The organism is Dietzia cinnamea NBRC 102147 (assembly GCF_001571065.1).
Taxonomy (GTDB): Bacteria; Actinomycetota; Actinomycetes; order Mycobacteriales; family Mycobacteriaceae; genus Dietzia; species Dietzia cinnamea.
On sequence record NZ_BCSW01000005.1, the window covers coordinates 95,622 to 121,045 of the forward strand.

The window sequence follows — 25,424 nt, forward strand, 5'->3', positions numbered from 1 at the left end:
GACGGGTCAGCCGGCGTTGTTGACCTTCTCGACCTGCTTGGTCAGGAGGTCCGCCAGCTCCGCCTCGGCGTCGGGGCCGATTTCGCCCCCGCTGTCCGGGGCCGTCATGGCGCCGGCGAGGACCTTCACGCCGCGGACCTCGGTCAGGTAGACGATGTTCGTCATGCGCCCACCCTCACCGAGTGCCTCGACCTGCGTGTCCGAGGTCCGTGCGAGCACCTCGTCGGCGCCCTCGATCTCCGGGGCGTCGACCTCGGCCGAGGTGCCGGTGATCCCCAGGGCCTGACCGGAGAACCGCACCTCGGCGCAGTTCTCCCAGTTGGTCTTGTACTCGTCGAACGACACGCCGGTCCGCAGCACCTGCACGGTGAACATGGCCGAGCCGTCCTCGCCACCACCCATGAGCGCAGCCAGACCACCGTCGGAGACGTCACCGGCGAGGGTGGCGTTCATGTCGGCGGCGTCGGCGCACTCCGGCGGATCGGCCTCGAGCTCCATGCCCTCGGGCATCTCGAGCCCCGCGCCCGCCTGCGCCAACAACGCGGGGTCGGCCGCCTGCATCGGCATGGGCCCCGCCTCCTCCGGCGTCAGCAGCAGGTCCTGCGGCGAAGCGTCGGTGGGCTCGTCGCTTGCGTCATCCATGGCCCCGGACACCGCGTCACCGGCCTCGTCCACCGCCGACGCCGCCGAAGCACCAGCGTCCGAGGCAGCCGATTCGGCCTGCTCACCGGCGTCGGAGGAACACGATGCCGCGCTGACGGCGGCCCCCAGGGCGAGTGCGATACCGAGCCGACGAATGCTCATGATTTCCTCCGCGTGTGGTGGCTGTTGATAACGGCTGCGCCAGACGCTATACCGACGCACCCGTCGAGGGGTATGCCAACCCGCCGGGGGAGTGGATGCCCGCCTCGTCGTCGTCGATAAATCCCGGGAGGGCTGCGCACCACCGCTGTGTCCCGGCTCAGTGGCACCCACCCGCCCCCGCAACGTGTACCCCGCGGCACCCACCCGCCCGCGCGCGAGGTGCACCCCGCCCCGCGCGACGTGCACCCCGGCGCGGGCGGGGGCACAATCGAGCGGGTGACCGTCTCCGAGCTCGACCGCGGCGTCGCGCACCCGCTGCCCCGACGCATCGCGGTGTTGTCCTTCCACACCTCCCCGCTCGCCCAACCGGGCACGGGCGACGCCGGCGGCCTCAACGTGTACGTCCTGCAGACCGCCCGCCGGCTGGCCCGCCGCGGCGTGGAGGTCGAGATCTTCACCCGCGCCACCCACTCCTCCCAGCCGCCCGTCGAGGAGGCCGGCGACGGCGTGCTCGTCCGCAACATCGTGGCCGGGCCGTTCGAGGGCCTGCGCAAGGAGGACCTGCCCACGCAGCTGTGCCCGTTCGTCGCCGGCGTCATGCGCGCCGAGGCCGGCCAGGCTCCCGGCCACTACGACCTCATCCACTCCCACTACTGGCTGTCCGGGCAGGCCGGGCTGGTGGCGTCCGAGCACTGGGGCGTGCCGCTCGTGCACACCGCGCACACCCTCGCCGAGGTCAAGAACGCGGTCCTCGCCGCCGGTGACACGCCGGAGCCCGAATCGCGGCGCATAGGGGAGCAGCAGATCGTCGACGCCGCGCACCGCCTGGTCGTCAACACCGTCGGCGAGCGCGATGAACTCGTCCGCTTCTACGACGCCGACCCCGCGGACATCGACGTCGTCTCGCCCGGCGCCGACCTCGACCAGTACACGCCCGGCACGCAGCGCGGCACCGAGCGGGCCCGCCGCGCGCTGGGGCTGGCGCAGAAGTCCGAGGTCATCGCCTTTGTCGGCCGGATCCAGCCGCTCAAGGCCCCCGACGTGATCGTCCGCGCGCTCGCCGAGATCGTGCGCACCCAGCCGCACCGCGACGTCCGCCTGCTGGTCGTGGGCGGGCCGAGCGGGTCCGGACTCGAGCGGCCGCGGTCGCTCATGGAGCTCGCCGACGAGCTGGGTGTGGCCGACCGCGTGAGCTTCCTCGCGCCGCGCCCGCCGTCGGAGCTGGTGGACGTGTACCGCGCCGCGGACATCGTGGCGGTGCCGTCGTACTCGGAGTCGTTCGGGCTCGTCGCGCTCGAGGCGCAGGCGTGCGGGACGCCCGTGGTCGCCGCCGCGGTGGGCGGGCTGCCGACGGCCGTCGCCGACGGCCGCACCGGGCTCACCGTGGACGGGCACGACCCGCGTCGGTGGGCGGACGTGTTGGCGGGACTGCTCGACGACGACGAGCTGCGCCTGTCTATGTCGCGGGCCGCCCCGGTGCACGCCTCCGGGTTCAGCTGGGACTCCACGGCCGACGGACTGCTGGGGTCGTACGCGGGCACGATGGCCGCCTACCGGGCCCGGCGTGCGGAGGCGGCGGCGTCCTGATCGCATCCGGGGGTGTGGGGGCGGCGGCGTCCTGACCGCGCCCGGCCCGCTGGGCCATCCGCCGCGGCGCGGGCGCCGAACCCCCTGTGGGCGCCACTCGCGTAGACAGAAGTTCGAGTAGACACGAGGGACGACGCGCCCCACCGCCGAAGGAGCCCCACCATGAGCGACGAGAACCGCGAGCCCGACTTCGACCAGCCCACCGTGGACCGGATCCACGACTTCCTCGTGGAGCGGGAGATCGAGTCCACGCTGGCCGACGGCCACACCTTCGTCGTGCAGCTGCCGGGGGAGAAGCGGCTCAAGACCGCCTGCCATCTCACGGTGAACAAGGAGAGCGTGCGCGTCGAGGCGTTCGTGTGCCGCAACCCGGACGAGGACTTCGAGAAGGTCTACAAGTACCTCCTGCGCCGCAATCGTCGGCTGTACCAGGTGGCGTACACGCTGGACAACAACGGCGACATCTACCTCGTCGGCCGGATGCCGCTCATCGCGGTCACCGAGGAGGAGCTCGACCGCGTGCTGGGCCAGGTGCTCGAGGCCGCCGACCACGACTTCAACATCATCCTCGAGACCGGCTTCCACACGTCGATCCGCCGCGAATGGGAGTGGCGGGTCTCGCGCGGTGAGCCGCTGCGCAACCTCGACGCGTTCCGCCACCTCACCGAGGACCTGCCCCAGCCGGAGTAGGCGGCCCCGCCCTGGGCGCGCTCGTCGAGAAGAGCGTTTCGCACATTTCTACTCGGCCGATGCGGGCGAAATCGTCTTCTCGATGACTGGTCGGTGCGGTTAGGCGGTGATCTGCTCGGCGACCTTCTTGCGCAGGACCTTGCCCATCGGGTTGCGGGCCAGGTCGTCGACCTCGACGAACTCGCGCGGCACCTTGTGCCCGGTCAGCGAGGCCCGGCAGTGCGCGCGGACCGCGTCGACGTCGAGCGTCGCCCCCGGCTCGAGCACCACCGCGGCCACGACCTGCTCGCCCCCGTCGGCGGCGGGACGACCCACCACCGCGCAGTCCGCGATGCCCGGGGCTGTGCGCAGGACCGCCTCCACCTCGGAGGGGTAGACGTTGAAGCCGCCGGTGACGATCATCTCCTTGATGCGGTCGACCACGCGCAGGAAGCCGTCGGGATCCTGCACCACGATGTCGCCGGTGCGCAGCCAGCCGTCGTGGAACGTCGCGGCGGTGGCCTCCTCGTTGCCCCAGTACCCGCGGAAGACCTGCGGGCCCTTGACAAGCAGCTCACCGGGCTCGCCGCGCGGTACGTCCCTCGTCGAATCGTCCTGATCGGCGATCCGGATGTCGGTGTCGGGGAAGGGCACGCCGATCGCGCCGGCCCGCCTCGCCGTCGACATGGGATTGCCCACGATGATCGGCGAGGTCTCGGTCATCCCGTACCCCTCCACCAACAGGCCGCCGGTGGCGGACTCCCACTTCTCGATGAGGTCGGCGGGCAGACTCATGGCGCCGGAGAAGGAGAACCGCACGCCCTGCAGGGAGATCCTGCGCTTGGCCGACTCCTCGAGGATGCGGGTGTAGATCGGCGGCACGGCGGGGATGAAGGTGGGCAGGTTCTTGGCGAAGATCGGCATGACGAGGTCCATGTCGGGCGTCGGCACGAGCTGCAGTCGTGCGCCCTGGGCGATGCCGAACACCACGCACATCGTCACCCCGTAGGCGTGGAACATGGGCAGGGTCGCAAGGAAGCGCTCGCGGCCGGGCTCGAGCCTGGGGACCCAGGCGCGGCCCTGGGTGGCGTTGGCGACGAGGTTGGCGTGGGTGAGCACGGCGCCCTTGGGGGTCCCGGTGGTGCCGGAGGTGTAGAGGATGAGCGCGGCGTCGTCGGCGGCGGGCCGCGGGTGCGAGAAGTCGAGCTCGGGGCCGGTCTCGAGCTCGCCCCAGTCGAGGGTGCCGGGCGCGGGCCGGGTGAGCTTGGCGCGGGAGGCGCGCAGCGCGGGCACGGGGAGATGTCGCAGCGCGAGTCGCTTGGCGGTGGGGAAGGCGTCGAGGAGATCGACGGCGAGGACGTGCTCGATCCGGGTGCCCGGGCGGTCCGCGAGGTCGCGCACGACGTCGGCGACGACGTTCCACGTCACGACGACCTTCGCCCCGTGGTCGGTGAACGGGCCCTCGAGCTCGTCGGCCGTGTAGAGGGGGTTGTGCTCGACGACGATCGCCCCGATGCGCAGGGCCGCGTAGAAGACGGCCACGCCCTGGGGGCAGTTCGGCAGCAGCACCGCCACGCGGTCGCCGGGCCGGACGCCGAGTCGGCGCAGGCCCTCGGCGGCGCGGCGGACCCGGCGGCCGAGCTCGGAGTAGCTGGTCAGGCGGCCGAAGAACTCGGTGGCGGGCCGATCGGCGTGGGCGGTGACGGCGGCGTCGAACTGGTCGATGAGGGTGGTGGTGCCGTAGTCGAGGTCGTGCGTCGTGCCCGGGGTGTAGTGCACGGTCCACGGCCGGTCGGGGTGTGCGGGGGTGTCGGCTCCGGCGTGTGCGGTCATGTCTGCACCGTAGTCTTCCGGCGGCAGGTCATAATGAGCGTATGGCTTACGGAACACTCGTCCTCCTGCGTCACGGGCAGTCCCAGTGGAACGCGTCCAACCAGTTCACGGGCTGGGTCGACGTCGACCTCACCGATCTGGGGCGAGAGGAGGCGGTCCGCGGCGGCGAGCTCCTCGCGGAGGCGGGGATCCTGCCCGATGTGCTCTACACGTCGCTGCTGCGTCGTGCGATCACCACGGCGAACATCGCGCTGGACGCGTGCGACCGCCACTGGGTGCCGGTCATCCGCCACTGGAAGCTCAACGAGCGGCACTACGGCAAGCTCCAGGGGCTGAACAAGGCGGAGATCAAGGAGGAGTTCGGCGATGAGCAGTTCATGCTGTGGCGCCGCAGCTACGACACGCCGCCGCCGCCGATCGACGCGGACAACCAGTACTCGCAGACGAGCGACGTCCGGTACGCCGATCTGCCGGAGGTGCCGCTGACCGAGTGCCTCAAGGACGTCGTGGAGCGGTTCATCCCGTACTACGCCGCCGAGATCGCCCCGAAGCTCGCGGAGGGCAAGACGGTGATGGTCGCCGCGCACGGTAACTCGCTGCGAGCACTGGTCAAGCACCTCGACGGCATCTCGGACGACGACATCGCGGGCCTGAACATCCCCACCGGCATCCCGCTGGTGTACCGGTTCGACGAGGCCGGTCTGGTCGCCAACCCGGGCGGCACCTACCTCGACCCGGAGGCCGCCGCCGCGGGTGCGGCCGCGGTCGCCAACCAGGGCGGCAAGTAGCGCGCGCGGCGGCGTCCCCGCCCCGGGGCGGTCGGACGGCCCGCCAAAGGTGAAGGCCCGGTTAACGGGCCGTGAACCCCCGTCCACCTGCGGACTTCCCGCCGGTGGACGGGGGTTCGCCGATTCGGGCGCGCGGGCGGGGCACCGTAGGATCGGGGCCGTGCAGGTCAGTCTGGGGATCTTCCTCGCGATCGTCGCCGGGGTCATCGGCTTCATCGTGGGCGGCTTCGTCGTCCCGCTGATCAACCGGCGCAACGAGCGTCGCCGAGCCGAGCAGGCCGGGCCGAGCCGGCTGGAGGTGCTGCAGGGGGTCTACCTGCAGGCGCCGTACGCGCTGGCCGTGGTGGACCGGCATCAGGACGTGGTGCTCTACAACCGTCGCGCGGCGGAGCTGGGGATCGTCGACGACCGCCTCCTCGTGGAGCCGGTGTGGCTGGCCGCCCAGGCCACGTTCACGACCGGCGAACTCACCCGCTTCGACCTGCCCGCCAAGATGCTCACCGGCCGCCGGCGCATCCCCTCGGTGAGCGGGCGCAGCGAGATCCTCGGCGAGTACAACGAGCAGTTCGTGGTGGTGTTCGCCGACGACGACTCGGAGCACCGCCGCATGGAGGCCGCCCGCCGCGACTTCGTCGCCAACGTCTCCCACGAGCTCAAGACCCCGGTCGGGGCGATGGCCGTGCTCGCGGAGGCGCTCCTGGAGTCCAAGGACGACCCGGACTCTGTCGAGTACTTCGGCGGACGCGTGGTGAGCGAGGCCCAGCGGCTGGGCAGGATGGTCTCCGAGCTGATCGAGCTCTCGCGCCTGCAGGGCGCCGAGCGTATCCGTGACCCCGAGCCGGTGGACGTGGACGACGTGGTGGACGAGGCCCTGCGCCGGTCCGCGTCGACGGCGGAGGCGGCCGGGATCGAGCTCATCACCGATGCGCCGTCCGGCCTCGAGGTGAGGGGCGACCGGACCCTACTGGTCACGGCGCTGACCAACCTCATCTCCAACGCGGTCAACTACTCGCCGGAGCGCACGCCGGTGTCGATCACCCGGGGCATCGACGGGGACACCGTGATGTTGCGCGTCACCGACCGCGGCATCGGCATCGCCCCCGAGCACCAGGCCCGCGTCTTCGAGCGGTTCTTCCGCGTGGACAAGGCGCGCTCGCGGGCGACCGGCGGCACGGGCCTCGGCCTGGCGATCGTCAAGCACGTCGCGCAGAACCACAACGGAGCTGTCAGCCTGTGGAGCCGCCCCGGCACGGGGTCGACCTTCACACTCGAACTCCCGGCCCACGTGGAGCCGGGTGGCGACGGGACGACACCCGCCGCCGAGCACGCCACACAAGGAGAGGACCAGGTGCCGTGACCAGGGTGCTGATCGTGGAGGACGAGGATTCGTTGGCGGATCCGCTGGCGTTCCTGCTCCGCAAGGAGGGCTTCGAGGTCGACGTGGCGGGGGACGGCCCGACCGCGCTGGAGAGCTTCGAATCCGAGGGCGCCGACATCGTGCTGCTCGACCTCATGCTGCCCGGCATGTCCGGCACCGACGTGTGCAAGCGCCTGCGGATGACGTCGAGCGTGCCGGTGATCATGGTGACCGCGCGGGACAGTGAGATCGACAAGGTCGTGGGCCTCGAGCTGGGCGCCGACGACTACGTGACCAAGCCCTACTCGGCCCGCGAACTCATCGCCCGCATCCGGGCCGTCCTGCGGCGCGGTGCGGAGTCCGAGGCCGAGCCGGTCGAGGAGATCGGCGTCCTGGAGTCCGGGCCGGTGCGGATGGACATCGAGCGGCACACGGTGATGGTCCGCGGCGCGGCGGTCACGCTGCCGCTCAAGGAGTTCGACCTGCTCGAGTACCTGCTGCGCAACTCGGGCCGGGTGCTCACCCGCGGTCAGCTCATCGACCGGGTGTGGGGTTCGGACTACGTCGGCGACACCAAGACCCTCGACGTGCACGTCAAGCGGCTGCGCTCGAAGATCGAGACGGACCCGGGCAAGCCCGTGCACCTGGTCACCGTCCGCGGGCTGGGCTACAAGTTCGAGGCCTGACCGCCCCGCCCGCCGGCGGCCTGATCGCCCCGCCCGCCGTCGGCGCGCGGCGCCGCCGCCGGCGTCACCCGTCGGCGCCCCCGCCGGCGGCGCGCTCGGTCGCCGGGTGCACGGCCACGATGCCCAGCTGCCGCCGGCGCCCGCACGCCGCGGCGAGCACCTCGTAGGCCTCGGCGCCGAGGAGTTCGACCAGCTCGTCGCGCAGGGAGACGTACACGGGCTCGGTGCCGACATGCGCCTCGGGCGAGCCGGTGCAGTACCAGTCCAGGTCGAGCCCGCCGGGGCCCCAGCCGCGGCGGTCGTACTCGCCGACACGGGTGTGGAGGATCTCCACCTCGTCGGCGCGGGTCTCGGTGTCCTGCGTGAGTCGTATCGGCAACTGCCAACACACGTCGGGTTTGGATTCGGGGAGGCTACGCCCCGTCCGCGCGGCGAGGTGGTGCAGGGCGCAGCCCGACCCGGTCGGCCATCCGACGTCGTTGAAGAACACGCATCGGCCGCCTAGGCGGCGTGTCCTGAGCGCGGGCTCCATCTCGCCGTCGTCGCCGGTCAGTTCGTCCTCCTCGAGCCACGACTCGAGGACGGTTCCCTCCTCGGACGCGGCGCGCTCGGCGGCCTCGCGGTGCTGCCACTCCTCGGGCCGGAGCAGGGCGACGTTGGCCCGCAGGCGGCGCCGGTCGGAGTCGTCGGCGAGGAACGCACCGTGCGTGCAGCACCCGGAGTCGGGCTGGCCCGCCTCGATGCCGTGGCACGCCGGGGTGCCGAAGACGCACGTCCACGCCGACAGCAACCAGGTCATGTCGGCGGAGATGAGATGTTCGTCGTTCGCCGGGTCGGGGAAGGTGTACCACTCGCGCGGGAAGTCCAGGGGGACCTCGGGCAGAGGGGTACCCGGGTTCGAGGGGTGGTCGGTGGCGGTCACAACCTGCGACCGTAGACCGTTTAGGGTGGTCGTGTGAGATTAGGTGTCCTGGACGTGGGCAGTAACACGGTCCACTTCGTGGTGGTCGATGCCCACCGGGGCGGTCACCCGACCCCGATGAACGACTCCAAGACCCGGTTGCGGCTGATCGAGTACCTGGATGAGAACAACAACATCTCCCGCACCGGTATCGCCCGGCTGATCGACGCGGTCAACGAGGCCGCCGAACTCGCGCGCGCCACCAGGTGCCGTGAGGTCATGGCGCTGGCCACCTCGGCGGTGCGCGACGCGGCCAACTCCGACGAGGTGCTGGAGAAGGTCGCCAGGGAGACCGGGATCGAGCTGCGCGTCCTGTCCGGCGAGGACGAGGCGCGGATGACGTTCCTCGCCGCCCGCCGCTGGTACGGGTGGAGCGCCGGGCGGATCGTCAACCTCGACATCGGCGGTGGGTCGCTGGAGATGACGTCCGGCGAGGACGAGCTGCCGGAGCAGGCGTACAGCCTGCAGCTCGGCGCGGGCCGCCTCACGCACGACTGGTTCAAGACCGATCCGCCCGAGCGCAAGCGCATCAACCAGCTGCGCGACTACATCGACGCCGAGCTCGACGGCCCCGCGCGGGCCATCCGCGCCGCGGGCGAGCCGGACCTGGCGTGCGCCACCTCCAAGACGTTCCGGACCCTGGCCCGGTTGACGGGCGCGGCGCCGTCGTCGGAGGGGCCGCGCGTGGAGCGGATCCTCACGGCGGCGGGTCTGCGGCAGGTGATCGCGTTCATCTCCCGCATGACGGCCGCGGACAGGGCAGAGTTGGAGGGCGTCAGCTCCGACCGCTCGCATCAGGTGGTGGCGGGCGCGCTGGTGGCGGAGGCCGCCATGCGTGCATTGGGGTTGGAAAGTGTGAAAATCTGTCCGTGGGCCCTGCGAGAGGGGCTCATCCTGCAGCGTCTCGACCGGGACGTGGGCGGCGACGGGAAGGGGAGCTGACGATGGCCGAGGATGCTGAGGGCCAGCAGATCACCGTGGCGGAGCTGCTCAAGCGCATGGGCGCAGAGCAGCAGGCCGCGCCGGGCGGGCGTCGACGTCGCCGTGCCGACGAGGGGGGCGTCAGCGTCTCCGAGCTCACCGGTGAGATCCCGCGCATCACCGACGACACCGTGCTCAGTAGCCGCGCGGCCCGCCGTCGTGCGCGCGAGGCGGAGGAGGCTGCCGGTGGTGGCGAATCGGGTGCTGGTCAGGTCGTAGCCGGGTCTGGTGCTGGGTCGGGGGCCGGGGAGACCGGCTCGGACGGTCCGGCCGGCGCACCGGAGGGCGCGGGCGGTTCGGCCGGCGCACCGGAGGGCGCGGGCGGTTCGGCGGGCGCGGGGAAGACCCCGGGGGCGACGACGAGCCCCACCGCCCCCCGATCCCCGCGGTCCGCGGCGCCCGCGTCAGGGCCGTCGTCGGCGAGCGGCGGGACCACGACGTCCGCGCCCGCCGGGTCGGCTGGCCGGACGGAGCGGGCCGGGCAGGGGCAGGGCGCGTCGTCGGCGCCGCAGCAGCCCACCTCGCAGATGCCGGCCGCGCCGCGGTCGCAGGGAGCGCAGACCCCGGGCACCCAGGCTCCGTCGGCGCAGACCCCGGCCGCCCCGACCCCGTCGGCGCAGGCTCCGGCCGGGCAGACCCCGTCGGCGCAGGCTCCGGCCGCCCCGACCCCGTCGGCGCCTCCGGCCCCGACCCCGCCTCCGTCTGCCGTCGCCGACGCCGGCGAGCCCCAGAAGAAGGGCGGCCTGCGCGGGTTGTTCGGCCGCAAGCGCAAGGATCCGCAGCAGTCCGAGTTCGACGCCCCGGCCGGCCGTCCGGCCCCCGCCGGCCGTTCCGATCGCGAACAGGCCGCCGAGTCCGCGGAGCCCGCCGTTCCCGCCGCCGGCCCGCTCGCCGACTCCGCCCCCGGCGGCACGGTCGGTAGCGCGGGCGTCACGGCGGTGGGCGCCGCCGGCGCGGCACCCGCTCCCGGCGAGACCGGTGCGTCCGGGTCGACGACTCCCGGCGCCCGAGCGGACGCGGTCACCACTCCGCAGCCTGCGGTTCCCGCCCCCGGTAAGCGCGCGGCCGGCACGCCCGCGGAGCCCGCCGCCGGTAAGCCCGCGGCTGACAAGACTGCTGCCGCCGGTGCTACGGCCGCCGCTGCCTCCACGGCGTCCAGCGCCGAGTCCGGCGAGGCCGCGGCCGACAAGACTGCAGCCACCACGGACGCGGAGCGCGGTGGGGCCGCGACCGATAAGCCCGGCGACGCCGGCTCGTCCGCCTCCACGACGTCCCCGGGCACGGCGACCACGCCGGGGGAAGCCCCCGAGTGGGGTGTGCCCTCGGGCAGTGGCTCGACCGCCCACCGCGTTCCCGAGGCCCCCGCCGCCGGGACCGACGCTGCCACGACCGACGCTGCCGCGACCGGCTCCGCGAAGACCGCCTCCGACGGGCGCGATGGCGTCCTCGGCGCGGCGACCGCTGCCGCCGCGGGCGGTGCCGGCGTGGCAGGGATGACCGCGGCCGCTATCGGCGCGGGAACCGCCGATGCCCGCCCCAGGACCGACGAGCGCGCGGGCGAGCACCAGGACCCGCAGTACCGCGACTTCGAGTACACGCCCGGAGGTGCCGACGCGGAGCGGTCGCCGGCGTCGCAGTGGCTGATCCTCGTCGCGCAGGTGCTGGCCTCGGCGGTCGCAGGTGCGGCGCTGTTCATCGGGTTCCAGCTGCTGTGGAACAACCTCACGTGGGTGGCGCTCGCGCTGGCGATCGTGGTGATCGTCGGGCTCGTCGCCATGGTCCGCGTGCTACGCCGCTCGAACGACACGGTGAGCATCGCGCTGGCGGTGATCGTCGGCCTCGGAGTGACCTGCGGCCCGCTATTACTGAGGCTGGTCACCTAGGACCTCCGCCCGCCCGGCCGCCGGCCCGACTCCGCCCGCACCTGAACGAGGTGCGGGCGGAGTCGTTTCTCGGCCCTCGCCCCGCGGACTCTCCGGCGAGCCCGCAACCCTCTTCTCGGCTCGCGCGCCACCCATCGGCTCGCGCGCCACCTATCGGATCACGGGCCACCTACGGGGCCCCGCGGGTGCAGTGGGATCCGATAGGTGGCGGGCGTGTCGGGCGGGCCCGGCGCGGTCGGCCCGCCTCTCAGACCGCGAAATGCCCCGCGGAGAGCCATGCGCCCCACGGTCGGAGGCGAGGGGCCGCCCGGATCGCGTCGACATGCACCTCGGATCGCGATACGCGCTTCCGATTACGACGTGCGCTGTGGGTTCCTGGGGCGAATCGCAATCCGAGGAGCGGATCGGCATGCGAGGAGCGGATCGTGAGCGGAATGCATGCATGGCCGGCCGGGGCGCGAGCCGACCGGGGAGTAGCAGTCGGCGTCCGGCTGGTCCACACGAGCACACAGCCAGCCACCGGGAGCGGGCGACCGAGTGTGGCACTGTAATGAGCATGACGAGAATCGCAGTGGTCGGCGGCGGACGCATCGGAGAGGCCCTCATCGCGGGGCTTCGCGAGTCGGGGACCGAGTCGTCGGACATCGTGGTGGTCGAGGCCGTGCAGGCCCGCGCCGACGAGCTGGCCAAGAAGTACAACGTCCTCGCCACCAGCCTCGACATCGGTTGTGAGGGCGCCGATGTGATCGTCGTGGCCGTCAAGCCTCAGGACGTGCCCGCGGTGGTCGACCGGATCGGCGACGCCATCTCCGACAGCGTCCACGAGTCGATCGTCGTCTCGCTCGCGGCGGGCGTACCCACGCAGGTGCTCGAGAACAAGCTCAGCGCCGGCTCGCCCGTCCTGCGGGTCATGCCCAATACGGCCATGCTCGTGGGGCACGGCGTCTCCGCGGTCTGCAAGGGCCGCTACGCGCGCGACGAGCATCTCGAGCAGGTGATCACGATCATGGAGAGCGTGGGCCTCGTCGTCGTCGTCTCCGAAGCCCAGATGGACGCCGTCACCGCCATCTCCGGCTCCGGCCCCGCCTACTTCTTCCTCCTCACCGAGGCGATGATCGACGCCGGCGTCGAACGGGGCCTGCCGCGCGACGTCGCGGTCAAACTCGCCACCGGCACGGCACTCGGCGCGGGCGCGATGCTCACCGGCGGCGGCGGGGGACCCGCCGAGTTGCGCTATAACGTGAGCTCCCCGGGCGGCACCACCGCGGCCGCGATCCGCACGCTCGAGGCCCGCGGACTGCGCGCGGCCGTGGCGGACGCGGTGGAGGCGGCGACGGATCGGTCGCGCGCCCTGGCGCAGGCGGCCACCTCCGACGACGACGACGAGAACGACTGACCGCGCGCGGCCCGCCCGTCGCCGATGCGGCAGGACGGGCCGCGCGTGCGCTTACCGAACCGACCCGCCGGGGCTGAGATCTCAGCCACCCGGCGGGTCGCGCATTTAGCACAACCCCAGCTCAGGACGGGTGAAGGCAGGATTCCGCGGCGTGTCGCAGAAGTAAATCACCCACTCCCGTCGCATTGATCACACCATTCACGCTAGGCTCATCCCCAGCACGTGCGTGTCCGTACCGCAGGAGGGGAAGCCTGCGGCACGACGCGTGCCACGAAGGGTTGTGAGATGGCGACTTCCGACAAGACCGATGGCGGCTCGCAGGCGGCGGGGGGTTCTCAGTTCCTCACCGTTGCGGAGGTCGCCGCGCTGATGCGCGTGTCGAAGATGACGGTCTACCGACTCGTCCACTCGGGCGAGCTCCCCGCGGTGCGGGTGGGTCGGTCGTTCCGCGTGCACTCCAAGGCCGTGCACGAGTACCTCGACACCTCGTACTTCTCCGCGGGCTGACGCGCACGGGGTGTGAGCCGCCGGCCCGTTTTTTCCGCGCCGGGGCGGGCAGGTAGTCTGGACGGGTTCCGTCCCGGCTCCCGAGCCCCGATCGGACGCCGGAGCGTAGTAAGACCCGTGGCAGTACGGCCGGTGACAACGGCCCCAGACCAGTAGTCGACAGGTAGGTGACCCCCGATATGGGTTCTGTGATCAAGAAGCGCCGCAAGCGTATGTCCAAGAAGAAGCACCGCAAGATGCTCCGTCGGACCCGCGTGCAGCGTCGCAAGCTCGGTAAGTGAGTCTCGCGGCGCCCCGATAGCGCCCGGACTCACGCCTGTAGCGGATGCCCGTCACCAGCAGCGGTGGCGGGCATCGGTGTATTTCGGGGGAGCGGTCGGCAGGCGCTGTCGGTTCTGCGGGCCGGGTCGCGCGTCAACCGCAGCCGCTCCTCGCCATGGCGTCTCGCTCGCGCGGCTGCACGCGATTCCCGCAGCCGCTCCTCGCCACGGCGTCTCGCCCTCCCCGCGGGGCGCGCCAGACGCCATCGTCGCGCGCGGCTGTCACTGCGGGAATCGAACCCGGCGGCGTGGCGACTGCGCACATGGGAGACCGGACCCGCGGCTAGACTCAGCCGGGTGAACACCGAAGCGCCAACCAGTCGATCGGCCCGCGCCGTCGCGGTCGTCGGCGGCAGTCGGTATCTCGGCGCGCACCTGGTGGGCATGCTGTTGCGCAACGACTCCGTCGAACGCGTGCTGGCGATCGACTCGGTCAAACCGTCGCCGCAACACCGCAGGCGCATGCGCGACGCCGAGTTCGTGCGCCTCGACCCCCAGTCGCCGCGTCTGCAGGGGATCCTGCGCGAGGCGGACATCGACACGGTCGTCCACGCCGGCCTGCACCACACCGACTTCGCCCCCGGTGGTCGCGCAGCCGTCAAGGAGTCCAACATCATGGGCTCGATGCACGTGATCGCCGCCTGTCGCCGGGCCGCCACGGTCAAGCGGTTCGTGCTCATCTCCTCGACGTCCGTATACGGCTCCTCGGGGGTCGACCCGGCGATGTTCAGTGAGGACATGGCCGCGCGCCGCCACGCCGGCGGCGGGATCCCGGTCGACCACCTGTCGGTGGAGGGCTACGTGCGGGGCATGTCCCGTAAGCGCCCGGACATCGCCGTCACCATCCTGCGCATCCCCGCGATCCTCGGCCTGCCCGAGCCCACCGTGGTCGGCGAGCTGCTGCTGCCGTCGGTGGCGCCCGTGTTGGCCGGGTATGACCCGCGCATCCAGCTGCTGCACCCGCAGGACGCCCTCGACGCGCTGCTGCACGCCACGCTCGGCGCGACGCCCGGCACGTACAACATCGCCGCGGACGGGGTGCTCACCCTGACCCAGGCCATCCGGCGCGCCGGGCACATCCCGCTTCCGGTGATGCCGGCGACGTTCAAACTCGCGGCGAGGCTGCTGTCGAGCCAGGGACTGCGGGACATCGGCACGTCGCAGCTGCGCTACCTGCGGTACGGCCGGACGATGGACACCACCCGCATGCGCACCGAGTTCGGTTTCACCCCGCGCTTCTCCACCGAGGAGGCGCTACATGCATACCTGGTGGACTCCGGTGCGGAGCCCCTGGTCACCCGCGAGGCGGTCGAACGCAAAGTCGCCAAGGTCGCCTCGCTGCTCCCGGGGCCGGTGGCGACACGGCTGCGCGCGGGAGTGGACACCACCCTCGACGAGCTCGAGGCGATCGGCGCTCTGTCAGAACCACTCGAGCCCGACCGCATCGAGGAGGAGGCGCAGTGAAGGGCCCGGAATTCGACCTGAGCCAACCCCTCGGCGGACCCCGCTGGGGCGAGGGCCGCCGAGACGCCCGCAGTGACCGGATGGTGGGGGAGGGCTTCCTCGGGGACACCACCGGCAGCGACGCCGCCGCCACGGAGATCGGTCGGATCGTCGACCGCTTCCTGACCTCCATGCGGTCCTCGATCGGGCAGGTCGTGGACGTCCTGCCGCTCGACGCCGAGGTGCTGGCGCCCGTGCGGGACCTCGCCCGCACCGTCGACACGATGCTCGCGACCGGCGATGTCAGCGCACTGACCGGCCTGGCCGACGCCGTCAACGCCGCCGGTGAACTGCTCGCCACCCGCATCACCGGCGGGTACGAGGTCGACGAGTTCGGGTTCGACGAGCATTTCCACACCCACGTGTGGCTGCCCCTGTGGCGGCCGTTGTTCGAGCACTGGTTCCGCGTCGAGGTGATCGGCGCCGAGAACATCCCCGCGGAGGGGGCCGGGCTGATCGTGTCCAACCACGCCGGGGTCCTGCCGATCGACGGGATGATGACCACGGTCGCGGTCCACGACCACGCAGGCCGCGCCCTGCGCCTGCTGGCCGCCGACCTGGCGATGACCCTGCCGGTGTCCGCGCCGCTCGCCCGGCGGGCCGGGGCGACCCTCGCCTGCGCCGCCGACGCCGAACGACTGCTTGAGGCCGGTCACGTCGTGGCGGTGTGGCCCGAGGGGTTCAAGGGTCTCGGCAAGCCGTTCGCCGACCGTTACCGCCTGCAGCGCTTCGGCCGCGGCGGGTTCGTCGCGACCGCGCTGGCCGCCGGGGCGCCGATCATCCCCTGCTCGGTGGTCGGCTCCGAGGAGATCTACCCCAAGATCGGCGAGATCCCCGCGCTCGCCCGCCTGCTGGGCCTGCCGTACATGCCGGTGACGCCCGCGTTCCCGCTGCTGGGCGCCCTCGGTGGGATCCCGCTGCCCACCAAGTGGACGATGGAGTTCGGCGAGCCCATCGAGACCTCCCACCTGGGACCCGACGCCGCCGACGACCCGATGGTGGTCTTCGAGATCACCGACCAGGTGCGCGAGACCATCCAGAACACGCTGTTCCGCAATCTCGCGCGGCGCGGGAGCGTGTTCTTCGGCTGACGCCGGGGGGGCTCAGAACATCCGGCGCAGTGAGCCCGTCGCGCGCACGCCGTACGACGACCGCGCCGCCGCCCGCGCACCCGCCAGCCCGCCGACCGCCAGCACGCCCGGCATCGCCTTCTTGGCCGCCTTGCGCACCGTGCGGAAGTCCTTGACGTCCCAGCCGTTCTCCGAGGCGTACTTGCGCAGCCGCGAATCCGGGTTGATGGCCACCGGGTTGCCGACCATGGTCAGCATGGGCATGTCGTTGAAGCTGTCCGAGTACGCGTAGCAGCGGGACAGGTCGAACCCCTCGGCCTCGGCGAGCTTGGCGATCGCGTGCGCCTTGCCGGGCCCGTGCAGGATGTCGCCCACCAGGCGGCCCGTGTAGACGCCGTCGTGCTCCTCGGCGACCGTACCCAGCGCGCCCGACAGTCCCAGTCGCGTCGCGATCACGCGCGCCAGCATCACGGGCGTCGCGGTGACCAGCCAGACCTGCTGTCCGGCGTCGAGGTGCATCTGCACGAGCGAGCGGGTCCCGGGCCAGACCCGGTCGAGCATCGAGGTGTCGACGACCTCCTCGCTCAGCGCGGTCAGCTCGGCGACGGTGCGACCCTTGACGAAGCTCAGGGCCTTGTCGCGGCCGGCGGCGACGTCGTCGGCGTTCTCCTCGCCCGAGATCCGGAACTTGGCCTGCGACCACGCGAGCCCGGCGATGTCGCGCACGGTGAAGAAGCGGTGCTTGGCCAGCCCGCGGGCCAGCAGGATGATCGAGGCACCCTGGATGAGGGTGTTGTCGACGTCGAAGAACGCGGCGACACGCGGGTCCGCCACGAACGGCCCGGTGTCCGCGGTCTCCTCGACGGTGCCGGCGGCTGGCGGGGCCGTGGGAGCGACTGCGGCACGGTCGGCACCGTCGGCGTCGGCGAGCGGGGGACCGGGCTCGGCACCCGGCTCGAGCTTGACGGCGTGCTCGGCGGAGGCCTCGCCGGCGACCCGCTGGACCCGCGCGTCGCGGCGCCTCCACACGAGCCGTCCCAGCGCCGAGATCACGTCGGCACGACCGGGCAGTCGCCGGCGGCGCGGGGAGTCGTCGTCGTACCGGTCGTCTCGGTGCTGGCCGGCGCTGTGTTGGCCAGCGCTGTGCTGGCCGGCGCCGTGCTCGTCGCGGGCGTGGTCGTTCTCCGGGTGGGAGTCGTTCACCGGGCGGGACCTCCTCGGGGGCTGCGACCCCATCCTAGGGGAGCGCCGGAGGGGTGGTGCACTATCGAGGCATGGCGCACACGGTGACCCTGTTGACCCGCGAGGGCTGCGGCAGCTGCGTCCGCGTCCACGGCCAGCTGCTGCCCCTGTGCGAGGGGGCCGGCGCGCGCCTCGAGGTCACCGACGTGGACCGCGCCGACGACCCCGACCTCGCCGCCGAGTACGGGGACCGCCTGCCGGTCGTGTTGGTCGACGGTGCGGAGCATTCGTGTTGGGAGGTCGACGACGACGAGCTGCTCGCCACGCTCGCCGGGCCCGACCCGTTCGCCGGATGGGACTAGAGCCGGACGGGCACGGTGAGCGACCGGTGACGGCCCCGCCGGGGCTCAGGCGTCGGTGCGCAGGGCCCGCAGGATGGTGGCGTGCCGGAGCAGGAACGCTCCCTCGTCGAGCTTCTTGCGCCGCATCCAGCCGGTGACCTCGCTATTGTGCTTACTCGCATTGCAGGACGCGCAGGCCGGGACCACGTTCTCCAGTGTGTAGCGCCCGCCTCGGGAGATCGGCATGACGCAGTCCCGCTGCAGAGCCGGCCCGACGGCGTGACAGTAGGCGCAACCGCCCCACGCGTCGAGGATCCGCCCCCACTGCGGGTCGGTGAGGTCGTTGTCGACCCGGGCGAGGCGCCGCTGCCGACGCTTCGCGTACCGGGCGCGGGTGGCGGCGGACATCGTGGCGGAGGACCTGCGACGCGGGGGCACGGTGTCACCGTACTCGGGCGGTCGGCCTCCGGTCCGCGCTGTTCACGGGCGGCGTGAGGCGCTGCACGGACATAGCATCCCGTGCGATGACGGTTTTGTCCCGGGGTGTCATGCGGGTTACGGTGGATCCCGTTACGGGTCGTACGCAGGCTTGAGGGCCACGGCCGTCCCGGCAGAGTGTTCCCGATCCGGGAGTGCCCTGTGCGCAGCCGTGAACACCGACAGGAGACGACCGACTGTGGACCAGCGTTCCGCGAGTTCGTCCGGCGGGCCTGCGTCCTTCTCCCGAGTGGTTTCTCCCCGAGTTGACGAGCTGGCATCCATTCTGGCATGGGCCCGTCAGGCCCTGACGTCCGGGGGTCGGTTGTGAGCATCCTCCTGGTGGGTGTGTCCCACCACAGTGCGCCGGTGGGGCTGCTCGAGGCCGTGGCCGTGTCCGAGGTCGACCGCGACGCGCTCACCGAAGAACTCATCGCCGGTGAGAACGTCGACGAGGCGATGATCGTCACCACCTGCAACCGCGTCGAGGTGTACTCGGCCGTGGACGCGTTCCACCCGGCGCTCGACGACGTCGTCAACCTCCTGTCGCGCCACTCGGGCCTGTCCGTCGACGAGCTCAGTCGGCACCTGTACATCCGGTACTCCGAGTCCGCCGCCGAGCACCTGTTCTCCGTGGCCTCGGGCCTGGACTCGATGGTGGTGGGCGAGCAGCAGATCATCGGCCAGATCCGCACCGCGTACCAGTCCGCCTCCGAGATCGGCGCGGCCGGCACCACCCTGCACCGCCTCGCCCAGCAGGCCCTGCACGTGGGCAAGCGCGTCCACACCGAGACCGGCATCGACTCCGCCGGCGCGTCCGTCGTTTCCGTGGCGCTCGACCGGGCCGCGGAGATCCTCAACGCGAGCGCCGACGCCCCCGGCGCCCCCGACGCCCCGGCCTCCCGCCGCCTCGACGGTCGGCAGGCCGTCGTGCTCGGCGCCGGCGCCATGGGCGGCCTGGCCGTCGCGCACCTCGGCCGCGGCGGGATCTCGCACATCGAGATCACCAACCGCACCCCCGAGCGCGCCGACCGGCTGTCCGAGATCGCCCGCGACTCCGGAACGCCCGCCACCGCGTTCCCGCTCGACGAGCTCGCCACCGCCGTCGCCCGCGCCGACATCCTCTTCACCTGCACCGGTGCCGTCGGCACGGTCGTCACTCTCGGCGAGATCCACACCGCGCTGGCCCGCCGCGGCGACCGCGGGCCCCTGGTCATCTGCGACCTCGGCATGCCTCGTGACGTCGACCCCGCCGTCGCCGGCCTGCCCGGCGTGACCCTGCTGGGCATCGAGGCGCTCAAGGCCGACCCCGCCACCTCGTCCGCCGCGGCCGAGGCGGACGCCGCCCGCACGATCGTGGACGCCGAGCTCACCGCGTACACGCAGGCCGAGCGCATGGCCGGCGTCGGCCCGCTCATCGGCCAGCTGCGGGGCCGCGGCGGACAGGTCGTGGCCGCCGAGATGCGCCGGCTCGAGTCGCGACTGCCCGACATGGACGACAAGGTCCGCGACGAGGTGGCCAACACCGTCCGCCGCGTGGTCGACAAGCTCCTGCACCCGCCCACCGTGCGGTTCAAGGAACTCGCCGCCCAACCCGACGGGGAGAACTACGCGGCGGTCGTGCGCACCCTGTTCGACCTGGACCGCGACGTGGAGGAGGAGGCGTCATGAGCAGCAGGACCCTGAAGGTGGGAACCCGCGGCAGCACCCTGGCCACCACCCAGGCCGGGCACGTCCGCGACGCCCTCATCGCCGCCGGGTACCCGGCCGAGCTGGTGATCGTGCGCACCCGCGGCGACGTGGTGATGGCCCCCGTCGAGCGCATCGGCGTGGGCGTGTTCACCCTCGAACTGCGCGCCGCCCTCGAACGCGGTGACTGCGACATCGCCGTCCACTCGTACAAGGACCTGCCGACCGCACGCGACGACCGGTTCGCCCCGATCGCCGTGCCCCCGCGCGTCGACCCGTCGGACGTGCTCATCGCCCGCGACGGGCTCACGATGGACACCCTCCCGCAGGGCGCCCGCGTCGGCACCTCCGCCCCGCGGCGGCGCTCCCAGCTCGCGGCCCTGCGCCCCGACCTGGACCTGCACCCCCTGCGCGGGAACATCGACACGCGGATGGGATACGTCGCCAGCGGCGATCTCGACGCTGTCGTCCTCGCGGCCGCCGGACTCGACCGCACCGGGGCCGGAGAGCGCGCCACCCACCGGTTCGGCATCGACGAGATGCTGCCGGCCCCCGCCCAGGGCGCTCTCGCCGTCGAGGCCCGCGCCGACGACACCGAGGCGATCGAGGCCCTCGCCGTCGTCGACCACCTCCCCTCCCGGGTCCGCATCGCCGCCGAGCGCACCCTCCTGCGCGACCTCGAGGCCGGGTGCACCGCGCCCGTCGGCGCGCGCGCCGAGCTCAGCGGCACCGACTCCGCCCGGTCCGATTTCGCCGGCACCGATCCGGGAGCCGACGCCCCGGCCGCCGACGCCGTGCTCACGCTGCACGCGGTGGTCGCCGCCCACGACGGCACCACGGTCCTGCGGACCTCCGGCACGACCGTCCCCGCCTCACATCCCGACGGGCCGGTCGCCGCCGCCGAGGAACTGGGTCGCCGCCTCGCGGCCGAACTGCTCGACCGCGGCGCCAGCGACCTCATGTCCGCCGAATCCCCCGAGCAACGACCCCCGCTCGTACCCAGGGAATCCACGACGGCCCCACCGACCGTCACCGACCCCTGACCCCCGAACTCCCACCTCGCGCGCAGCCAGTGCGCGACACCCACCCGACGGAGAGACGAACAATGACTCGAGCACGCACCACCCGCCCCGGAACCGTCCGCTTCGTCGGCGGCGGTCCAGGCAACGCGGGGATGCTCACCTGCCGGGCCCGCGAGGTCCTCGCCGGCAACGCGCTGGTCTTCGCCGACGCCGACGTGTCGGCCGACGTACTGGCACTGGTCGCCACCGAGGTCCCCGTCCCGCAGGAACTGCTCGACGCGCGGCAGGCCGAGATGGACGCCGCCGTGGCCGCCGAGGACAAGGCCGAGGTCAAGCGCCTCAAGGCCCTGCCGGCGCCCACCGCCGCCGACGTGCGGCCTGTCCTCGGTGAGCCCGCCGCCGTGGCCAAGCAGCTCGTCGCCGAGGCCAAGAAGGGCCGCGACGTCGTCCGCCTCGTCACCGGCGACCCCATGACAACCGACGCGACCGTCACCGAGATCGCCGCCGTCGGCCGCACCGTCGTGCCGTTCGAGGTCGTCCCCGGTGTCGCCGAGGCCACCGCCGTGCCCGCCTTCGCCGGCATCGCGCTCGGCTCCGGCTACGTCTTCGCCGACGGTCGCGGCAAGGTCGACTGGGCCGCCCTCGTCGGCTCGCCCGGGCCCATCGTCCTGCGCACCACCACCCGCCACCTCGCCGAGGCCGCCTCCCACCTCGCCGAGCAGGGCCTCGCCGCCGGCACCCCGGTCACCGTGACCTGCTCCGGCTCGCTCTGCGCCCAGAAGTCCGCCGACGGTACCCTCGCGACCATGGCCGAGGTCGGGCGTGACATGGAGGGCGACCTGGTGGTGACCATCGGCAAGTCCGCCGGTGAGCGGCACCGCTACCAGTGGTGGGAGTCGCGTGCCATGTTCGGCTGGAACGTGCTCGTGCCCCGCACCAAGGCCCAGTCCGCCGAGATGAGCGAGCGCATCGCCGAGCACGGCGCCGTGCCCGTCGAGGTGCCGACCATCGCCGTCGAGCCGCCCCGCAGCCCCGCCCAGATGGAGCGCGCCGTCAAGGGCCTCGTCGACGGCCGCTACCAGTGGGTCGTGTTCACCTCCTCCAACGCGGTGCGCGCCGTGTGGGAGAAGTTCGTCGAGTTCGGCCTCGACGCCCGCGCCTTCTCCGGCGTGAAGATCGCCTGCGTCGGCGAGGGCACCGCCGCCCGCGTCCGCGAGCTGGGCATCCAGCCCGAGCTGCTGCCCAGCGGCGAGCAGTCCAGCCTCGGCCTGCTCGAGGTGTTCCCGCCGTACGACGACGTCCTGGACCCCGTCAACCGCGTCCTGCTGCCGCGCGCCGACATCGCCACCGAGACCCTCGCCGAGGGTTTGACCGCCCGCGGCTGGGAGATCGAGGACGTCACCGCCTACCGCACCGTCCGCGCCGCCCCGCCGGCCGCCGAGATCCGCGAGATGATCAAGACCGGCGGGTTCGACGCCGTGTGCTTCACCAGCTCCTCGACCGTGCGCAACCTCGTCGGCATCGCCGGCAAGCCGCACGCCCGCACGCTCATCGCCTGCATCGGGCCGCGCACCGCCGAGACCGCCGCCGAGTTCGGCCTGCGCGTGGACGTGCAGCCCGAGAACGCGTCGGTGCTGGAACTGGTCGACGCGCTCGCCGCGCACGCCGACCACCTGCGCGCGGCCGGCGAACTGCCGCCTCCGCGTCGCCGCGCCCGCCGGCGCTGACCCGGGACGCGTCCCCGGCGCGCGGGTGCCCCTCGGAGCGCACCCGGCGCCGGTGACGGCGACTTTCGTACAGTGGGACACGTGATGACACCGCACGACGACACCGCCTCCGTCCCCGCGCCGCTGGTGCGGCCGCGTCGACTGCGCTCGACGCCGGCCATGCGTCGGCTCGTCGCCGAGACCACGCTCGCGCCGCGTCAGCTGGTGCTGCCGGCGTTCGTCGCCGACGGGATCGACGCGCCGCGCGACATCTCGTCGCTGCCCGGGGTCGTCCAACACACCGTCGACTCGCTGCGCCGCGAGGCAGTCACCGCCGCCGAGGCCGGGCTCGGCGGCATCATGCTGTTCGGCGTTCCGCTCGACGCCGACAAGGACGCCACCGGGAGCTGTGGCGCCGATCCCGAGGGCATCCTCAACCGCGGCCTCGCGGCCGTCCGTGCCGAGGTGGGCGACGACCTCGTGATCATGGCCGACACCTGCCTCGACGAGTTCACCGACCACGGGCACTGCGGTGTCCTCGGAACCGACCCGCGCGGTGAGCAGATCGTCGACAACGACGCCACCCTCGTCGCCTACAACGACCTCGCCGTGTCCCAGGCCGCCGCCGGCGCCCACGTCGTGGCGCCCAGCGGGATGATGGACGGCCAGATCGCCGCCATCCGCGAAGCCCTCGACCGCGAGGGGCACCAGGACGTGGCCCTCCTAGCCTACAGCGCCAAGTACGCGAGCGCCTTCTACGGCCCGTTCCGCGAGGCCGTCGGCTCGTCGCTGCGCGGCGACCGCCGCACCTACCAGCAGGATCCCGCCAACATGCGCGAGTCCCTGCGTGAGGTCCAGCTCGACCTCGACGAGGGCGCCGACATGGTGATGGTCAAGCCCGCCATGTCCTACCTCGACATCCTGCGTCAGACGGCCGAGATCTCCGACGTTCCCGTGGCGGCGTACCAGGTCTCCGGCGAGTACGCGATGATCTCCGCCGCCGCCGAGCGCGGCTGGATCGACCACGACCCGGCCGTCATGGAGTCCCTGACCTCGATCCGGCGAGCCGGCGCCGACATCGTCCTGACCTACTGGGCCCTTCACGCCGCCCGCCTGCTCTCCGAGGGCTGGGGCGCGCGGTGACACGCGCCAGCGGTCCCTGGCGACCGCCCGCCCGGCCAGAGCAGTCGGGCGCGCCGGCCGGGTCCGCAGAACCCACCGGGCCCGGCTCGCCCACCTCGGCCACCGACCCCGTGGGGCCGCCGCCTGAGGAGATCCACACGGCGTGGGTGCTCTGGCTGGCCGCCGCCGCGTTCGGGCTCGTCGGCATGCTCCTCAACGCCGCGACCGCGAGCTTCAGCGACCTGCCGGCCGCGACCCGGGACGCGTTCCGCGACGCCGTCGCCGACACCGGACCCATCGACATCTCGGTCGAGGGCATGTTCTCCATCTCCCTGGTGGTCGGTGCCGTGGTTGCGCTGCTCGCCGCCGCGGTCACCGTGTGGCTGGCCTTCCGCCTGCGGGCAGGGAAGGGCTGGGCTCGCACGATGCTCGACATCGTGGCCGTCTTCCTGATCGTCGACGCGGTGTCCGTGATCGTCGGGGTGTTCGGCGGGGCCGCGGTCGCGGGGGAGCGGGGCGACGTGGTCAGTTTCATCGTCATCGCCCTGCAGATCCTGGCCGGTCTGTGCGCGGCCACCGCCGTCTGGCGCCAACACACGGCCGAGGCCATGAAATTCACGACCCCGGGTGGCGGCGCGCGTGCCGGCAAGTGACACAGCCGCCACACGGCCGGGCATAGAGCCCCGAGGCCCCATCCTGTACGCCGAGGACGGCTGGAGCTGGGCGTGGATCCTCGCCGCCCCCGTGTTCTGCGCGGCCGCCGCGGCCTTCGAGCTGATCACCGGTGCCCCCGTGCACTGGATCATGCTGACCGTCTGCGCGGTCGCGTCCGCGCTCTGCCATGGCGTGATGATCGCCGCCACCCGCGTCCACGGCCGTGTCCGGCTCACCCCGCAGGTGTACATCCAGGGCACCGAGGAGCTCGGCCTGGACCGGATCGACGCGGTGCTGCCGCTACCGGCCGCCGGAGCGCCCGAGGCCTCATGGCAGACCGCCCGCACGCTCGGCGAGTTGCGGGAGGTCCCACGCCGCCGCGGCGCGGTGGGACTGCGCCTGGACTCCGGCGCAGAGGTCCGCGCCTGGGCCCGCGACCGCTCGGGCCTGCACGCCGCCCTCAGCAGTGCGGTCGCGGCGGCCGACGGCGGGGCGAGACGCGGCGGGTCGGACCCGGCGTGAGTTCGCGTCGCCTCGCGGTGGCCGCCGTCGTCACCGCCGCACTCGCCGTGCTGCTGTGGTGGCTGTCCCGGGACGTCGTCTCCGTCCTGCCGCCGGTGGTCGACCCGCCTGTCGAGGGGCCCATCGAGCGGGTGCGGACCGACACCCGGCTGCTGTTCGCCGCCACCGTCCTGGCCGGCCTGACCCTGGTTCTCGCCACGCTCGCCATCCTCCGGCGCTCCCCCCGTCGCGGGGCGTGACATATCTACTTCTAGATGGGACTTTCCAGGCGACCCGGAAGCCCCGGTAACGATCGTGTGACGGTTCCCTGAGTCCGCACGGGGCTCCACCGCGTGGCGGGTGTCACGGGCTACATTTGTCGCGG

At 72.6% G+C, this 25,424-nt stretch carries 25 protein-coding genes; 20 read left to right on the top strand and 5 right to left on the bottom strand.

The genetic code is table 11. From position 1 onward, the window contains the following. Positions 1 to 6: 6 nt before the first annotated feature. A complete protein-coding gene (locus tag DCI01S_RS03575) occupies positions 7 to 804 on the bottom strand; it encodes a DUF5642 family protein (RefSeq protein WP_061227978.1) in 798 nt (265 codons plus the stop codon). Between the two features lie 276 nt (positions 805 to 1,080). On the opposite strand from DCI01S_RS03575, the gene mshA reads away from it, so the two are divergent. Then, positions 1,081 to 2,391, top strand: coding sequence for a D-inositol-3-phosphate glycosyltransferase (mshA, locus tag DCI01S_RS03580; protein WP_061228012.1), 1,311 nt, complete (start codon positions 1,081 to 1,083; stop codon positions 2,389 to 2,391). A 162-nt stretch (positions 2,392 to 2,553) separates the two neighbouring features. Next, on the top strand, positions 2,554 to 3,081 hold the full coding sequence (locus DCI01S_RS03585) for a type III secretion system chaperone family protein (RefSeq protein WP_236885832.1): 528 nt from the start codon (positions 2,554 to 2,556) through the stop codon (positions 3,079 to 3,081). Between the two features lie 99 nt (positions 3,082 to 3,180). On the opposite strand, the gene DCI01S_RS03590 is transcribed toward DCI01S_RS03585, so the two are convergent. Then, positions 3,181 to 4,893, bottom strand: a complete 1,713-nt coding sequence (locus DCI01S_RS03590) for a long-chain-fatty-acid--CoA ligase (RefSeq protein ID WP_061227979.1) — start codon at positions 4,891 to 4,893, stop codon at positions 3,181 to 3,183. A 41-nt stretch (positions 4,894 to 4,934) separates the two neighbouring features. Between DCI01S_RS03590 and DCI01S_RS03595 the strand changes: the two genes are divergently transcribed. The 3 genes from DCI01S_RS03595 to DCI01S_RS03605 all read left to right on the top strand — a co-directional run bounded on the left by DCI01S_RS03595 (position 4,935) and on the right by DCI01S_RS03605 (position 7,724). Continuing rightward, the gene (locus DCI01S_RS03595; RefSeq protein WP_061227980.1) at positions 4,935 to 5,681 is read left to right on the top strand and encodes a phosphoglyceromutase; all 747 of its coding nucleotides are present in this window, start codon (positions 4,935 to 4,937) and stop codon (positions 5,679 to 5,681) included. 160 nt (positions 5,682 to 5,841) lie between these two features. After that, positions 5,842 to 7,038, top strand: coding sequence for a sensor histidine kinase (locus DCI01S_RS03600; RefSeq protein WP_061227981.1), 1,197 nt, complete (start codon positions 5,842 to 5,844; stop codon positions 7,036 to 7,038). Next, the gene (locus DCI01S_RS03605) at positions 7,035 to 7,724 is read left to right on the top strand and encodes a response regulator (RefSeq protein ID WP_061227982.1); all 690 of its coding nucleotides are present in this window, start codon (positions 7,035 to 7,037) and stop codon (positions 7,722 to 7,724) included. Before DCI01S_RS03600 ends, DCI01S_RS03605 begins: the two co-directional genes overlap by 4 nt. Positions 7,725 to 7,788: 64 nt before the next feature. On the opposite strand, the gene DCI01S_RS03610 is transcribed toward DCI01S_RS03605, so the two are convergent. Further along, a complete protein-coding gene (locus tag DCI01S_RS03610; RefSeq protein ID WP_061227983.1) occupies positions 7,789 to 8,646 on the bottom strand; it encodes a DUF3109 family protein in 858 nt (285 codons plus the stop codon). Between the two features lie 33 nt (positions 8,647 to 8,679). Here DCI01S_RS03610 and DCI01S_RS03615 point away from each other — a divergent pair, with 33 nt between their 5' ends. The 7 genes from DCI01S_RS03615 to DCI01S_RS03640 all read left to right on the top strand — a co-directional run bounded on the left by DCI01S_RS03615 (position 8,680) and on the right by DCI01S_RS03640 (position 16,366). After that, on the top strand, positions 8,680 to 9,627 hold the full coding sequence (locus DCI01S_RS03615; RefSeq protein WP_174521512.1) for a Ppx/GppA phosphatase family protein: 948 nt from the start codon (positions 8,680 to 8,682) through the stop codon (positions 9,625 to 9,627). A 2-nt stretch (positions 9,628 to 9,629) separates the two neighbouring features. Continuing rightward, on the top strand, positions 9,630 to 11,549 hold the full coding sequence (locus DCI01S_RS03620) for an Rv0497 family membrane protein (RefSeq protein ID WP_061227985.1): 1,920 nt from the start codon (positions 9,630 to 9,632) through the stop codon (positions 11,547 to 11,549). 556 nt (positions 11,550 to 12,105) lie between these two features. Continuing rightward, a complete protein-coding gene (proC, locus tag DCI01S_RS03625; RefSeq protein ID WP_061228014.1) occupies positions 12,106 to 12,945 on the top strand; it encodes a pyrroline-5-carboxylate reductase in 840 nt (279 codons plus the stop codon). A 285-nt stretch (positions 12,946 to 13,230) separates the two neighbouring features. Beyond that, positions 13,231 to 13,452: a helix-turn-helix domain-containing protein gene (locus DCI01S_RS03630; protein ID WP_007630344.1), complete on the top strand. Its 222-nt coding sequence runs from the start codon at positions 13,231 to 13,233 to the stop codon at positions 13,450 to 13,452. Between the two features lie 179 nt (positions 13,453 to 13,631). Continuing rightward, positions 13,632 to 13,733, top strand: a complete 102-nt coding sequence (locus DCI01S_RS16670; RefSeq protein WP_003855542.1) for a 30S ribosomal protein bS22 — start codon at positions 13,632 to 13,634, stop codon at positions 13,731 to 13,733. Positions 13,734 to 14,069: 336 nt separating this feature from the next. Continuing rightward, the gene (locus tag DCI01S_RS03635) at positions 14,070 to 15,236 is read left to right on the top strand and encodes an NAD-dependent epimerase/dehydratase family protein (protein ID WP_061227986.1); all 1,167 of its coding nucleotides are present in this window, start codon (positions 14,070 to 14,072) and stop codon (positions 15,234 to 15,236) included. Beyond that, positions 15,233 to 16,366, top strand: a complete 1,134-nt coding sequence (locus DCI01S_RS03640) for a lysophospholipid acyltransferase family protein (RefSeq protein ID WP_061227987.1) — start codon at positions 15,233 to 15,235, stop codon at positions 16,364 to 16,366. The genes DCI01S_RS03635 and DCI01S_RS03640 overlap by 4 nt, the downstream gene beginning before the upstream one ends. Positions 16,367 to 16,378: 12 nt before the next feature. Here DCI01S_RS03640 and DCI01S_RS03645 read toward each other — a convergent pair whose 3' ends face one another. Then, positions 16,379 to 17,548 carry an HAD family hydrolase gene (locus DCI01S_RS03645; RefSeq protein ID WP_082767623.1) on the bottom strand — a complete coding sequence of 390 codons (1,170 nt, stop codon included), beginning with the start codon at positions 17,546 to 17,548 and terminating at the stop codon, positions 16,379 to 16,381. Positions 17,549 to 17,619: 71 nt separating this feature from the next. Here DCI01S_RS03645 and DCI01S_RS03650 point away from each other — a divergent pair, with 71 nt between their 5' ends. Further along, complete coding sequence (locus DCI01S_RS03650) at positions 17,620 to 17,889, top strand: glutaredoxin family protein (protein WP_061227988.1); 270 nt, start codon at positions 17,620 to 17,622, stop codon at positions 17,887 to 17,889. 45 nt (positions 17,890 to 17,934) lie between these two features. Here DCI01S_RS03650 and DCI01S_RS03655 read toward each other — a convergent pair whose 3' ends face one another. Further along, a complete protein-coding gene (locus DCI01S_RS03655) occupies positions 17,935 to 18,276 on the bottom strand; it encodes an HNH endonuclease (RefSeq protein ID WP_061227989.1) in 342 nt (113 codons plus the stop codon). 396 nt (positions 18,277 to 18,672) lie between these two features. Here DCI01S_RS03655 and DCI01S_RS03660 point away from each other — a divergent pair, with 396 nt between their 5' ends. From DCI01S_RS03660 to DCI01S_RS03690, 7 genes are all read left to right on the top strand, one after another. Then, on the top strand, positions 18,673 to 20,016 hold the full coding sequence (locus DCI01S_RS03660) for a glutamyl-tRNA reductase (protein WP_174521513.1): 1,344 nt from the start codon (positions 18,673 to 18,675) through the stop codon (positions 20,014 to 20,016). Next, positions 20,013 to 21,077 (top strand): hydroxymethylbilane synthase, encoded by a 1,065-nt coding sequence (gene hemC, locus DCI01S_RS03665; RefSeq protein ID WP_061227991.1) that lies wholly within the window; start codon positions 20,013 to 20,015, stop codon positions 21,075 to 21,077. Before DCI01S_RS03660 ends, hemC begins: the two co-directional genes overlap by 4 nt. 62 nt (positions 21,078 to 21,139) lie before the next feature. Then, positions 21,140 to 22,783 carry a bifunctional uroporphyrinogen-III C-methyltransferase/uroporphyrinogen-III synthase gene (locus DCI01S_RS03670; protein WP_061227992.1) on the top strand — a complete coding sequence of 548 codons (1,644 nt, stop codon included), beginning with the start codon at positions 21,140 to 21,142 and terminating at the stop codon, positions 22,781 to 22,783. Positions 22,784 to 22,867: 84 nt separating this feature from the next. Continuing rightward, complete coding sequence (gene hemB, locus DCI01S_RS03675; protein WP_061227993.1) at positions 22,868 to 23,905, top strand: porphobilinogen synthase; 1,038 nt, start codon at positions 22,868 to 22,870, stop codon at positions 23,903 to 23,905. Then, positions 23,902 to 24,537 carry a hypothetical protein gene (locus DCI01S_RS03680; RefSeq protein ID WP_061227994.1) on the top strand — a complete coding sequence of 212 codons (636 nt, stop codon included), beginning with the start codon at positions 23,902 to 23,904 and terminating at the stop codon, positions 24,535 to 24,537. The genes hemB and DCI01S_RS03680 overlap by 4 nt, the downstream gene beginning before the upstream one ends. Continuing rightward, entirely contained in the window at positions 24,524 to 25,060 is a 537-nt protein-coding gene (gene mce1N, locus DCI01S_RS03685) for a transport-regulating membrane protein Mce1N (RefSeq protein ID WP_061228016.1), read from the top strand. Before DCI01S_RS03680 ends, mce1N begins: the two co-directional genes overlap by 14 nt. Then, positions 25,057 to 25,299: a hypothetical protein gene (locus DCI01S_RS03690; protein WP_061227995.1), complete on the top strand. Its 243-nt coding sequence runs from the start codon at positions 25,057 to 25,059 to the stop codon at positions 25,297 to 25,299. The genes mce1N and DCI01S_RS03690 overlap by 4 nt, the downstream gene beginning before the upstream one ends. Positions 25,300 to 25,424 lie beyond the last annotated feature (125 nt).

Coding starts and splice junctions, on each gene's coding strand:
- DCI01S_RS03575 (WP_061227978.1), bottom strand. CDS start 804: ATGAGCATTCGTCGGCTCGGTATCGCACTCGCCCTGGGGGCCGCCGTC.
- DCI01S_RS03585 (WP_236885832.1), top strand. CDS start 2,554: ATGAGCGACGAGAACCGCGAGCCCGACTTCGACCAGCCCACCGTGGAC.
- DCI01S_RS03590 (WP_061227979.1), bottom strand. CDS start 4,893: ATGACCGCACACGCCGGAGCCGACACCCCCGCACACCCCGACCGGCCG.
- DCI01S_RS03595 (WP_061227980.1), top strand. CDS start 4,935: ATGGCTTACGGAACACTCGTCCTCCTGCGTCACGGGCAGTCCCAGTGG.
- DCI01S_RS03620 (WP_061227985.1), top strand. CDS start 9,630: ATGGCCGAGGATGCTGAGGGCCAGCAGATCACCGTGGCGGAGCTGCTC.
- proC (WP_061228014.1), top strand. CDS start 12,106: ATGACGAGAATCGCAGTGGTCGGCGGCGGACGCATCGGAGAGGCCCTC.
- DCI01S_RS03630 (WP_007630344.1), top strand. CDS start 13,231: ATGGCGACTTCCGACAAGACCGATGGCGGCTCGCAGGCGGCGGGGGGT.
- DCI01S_RS16670 (WP_003855542.1), top strand. CDS start 13,632: ATGGGTTCTGTGATCAAGAAGCGCCGCAAGCGTATGTCCAAGAAGAAG.
- DCI01S_RS03650 (WP_061227988.1), top strand. CDS start 17,620: ATGGCGCACACGGTGACCCTGTTGACCCGCGAGGGCTGCGGCAGCTGC.
- DCI01S_RS03655 (WP_061227989.1), bottom strand. CDS start 18,276: ATGTCCGCCGCCACCCGCGCCCGGTACGCGAAGCGTCGGCAGCGGCGC.
- hemC (WP_061227991.1), top strand. CDS start 20,013: ATGAGCAGCAGGACCCTGAAGGTGGGAACCCGCGGCAGCACCCTGGCC.
- DCI01S_RS03670 (WP_061227992.1), top strand. CDS start 21,140: ATGACTCGAGCACGCACCACCCGCCCCGGAACCGTCCGCTTCGTCGGC.
- hemB (WP_061227993.1), top strand. CDS start 22,868: ATGACACCGCACGACGACACCGCCTCCGTCCCCGCGCCGCTGGTGCGG.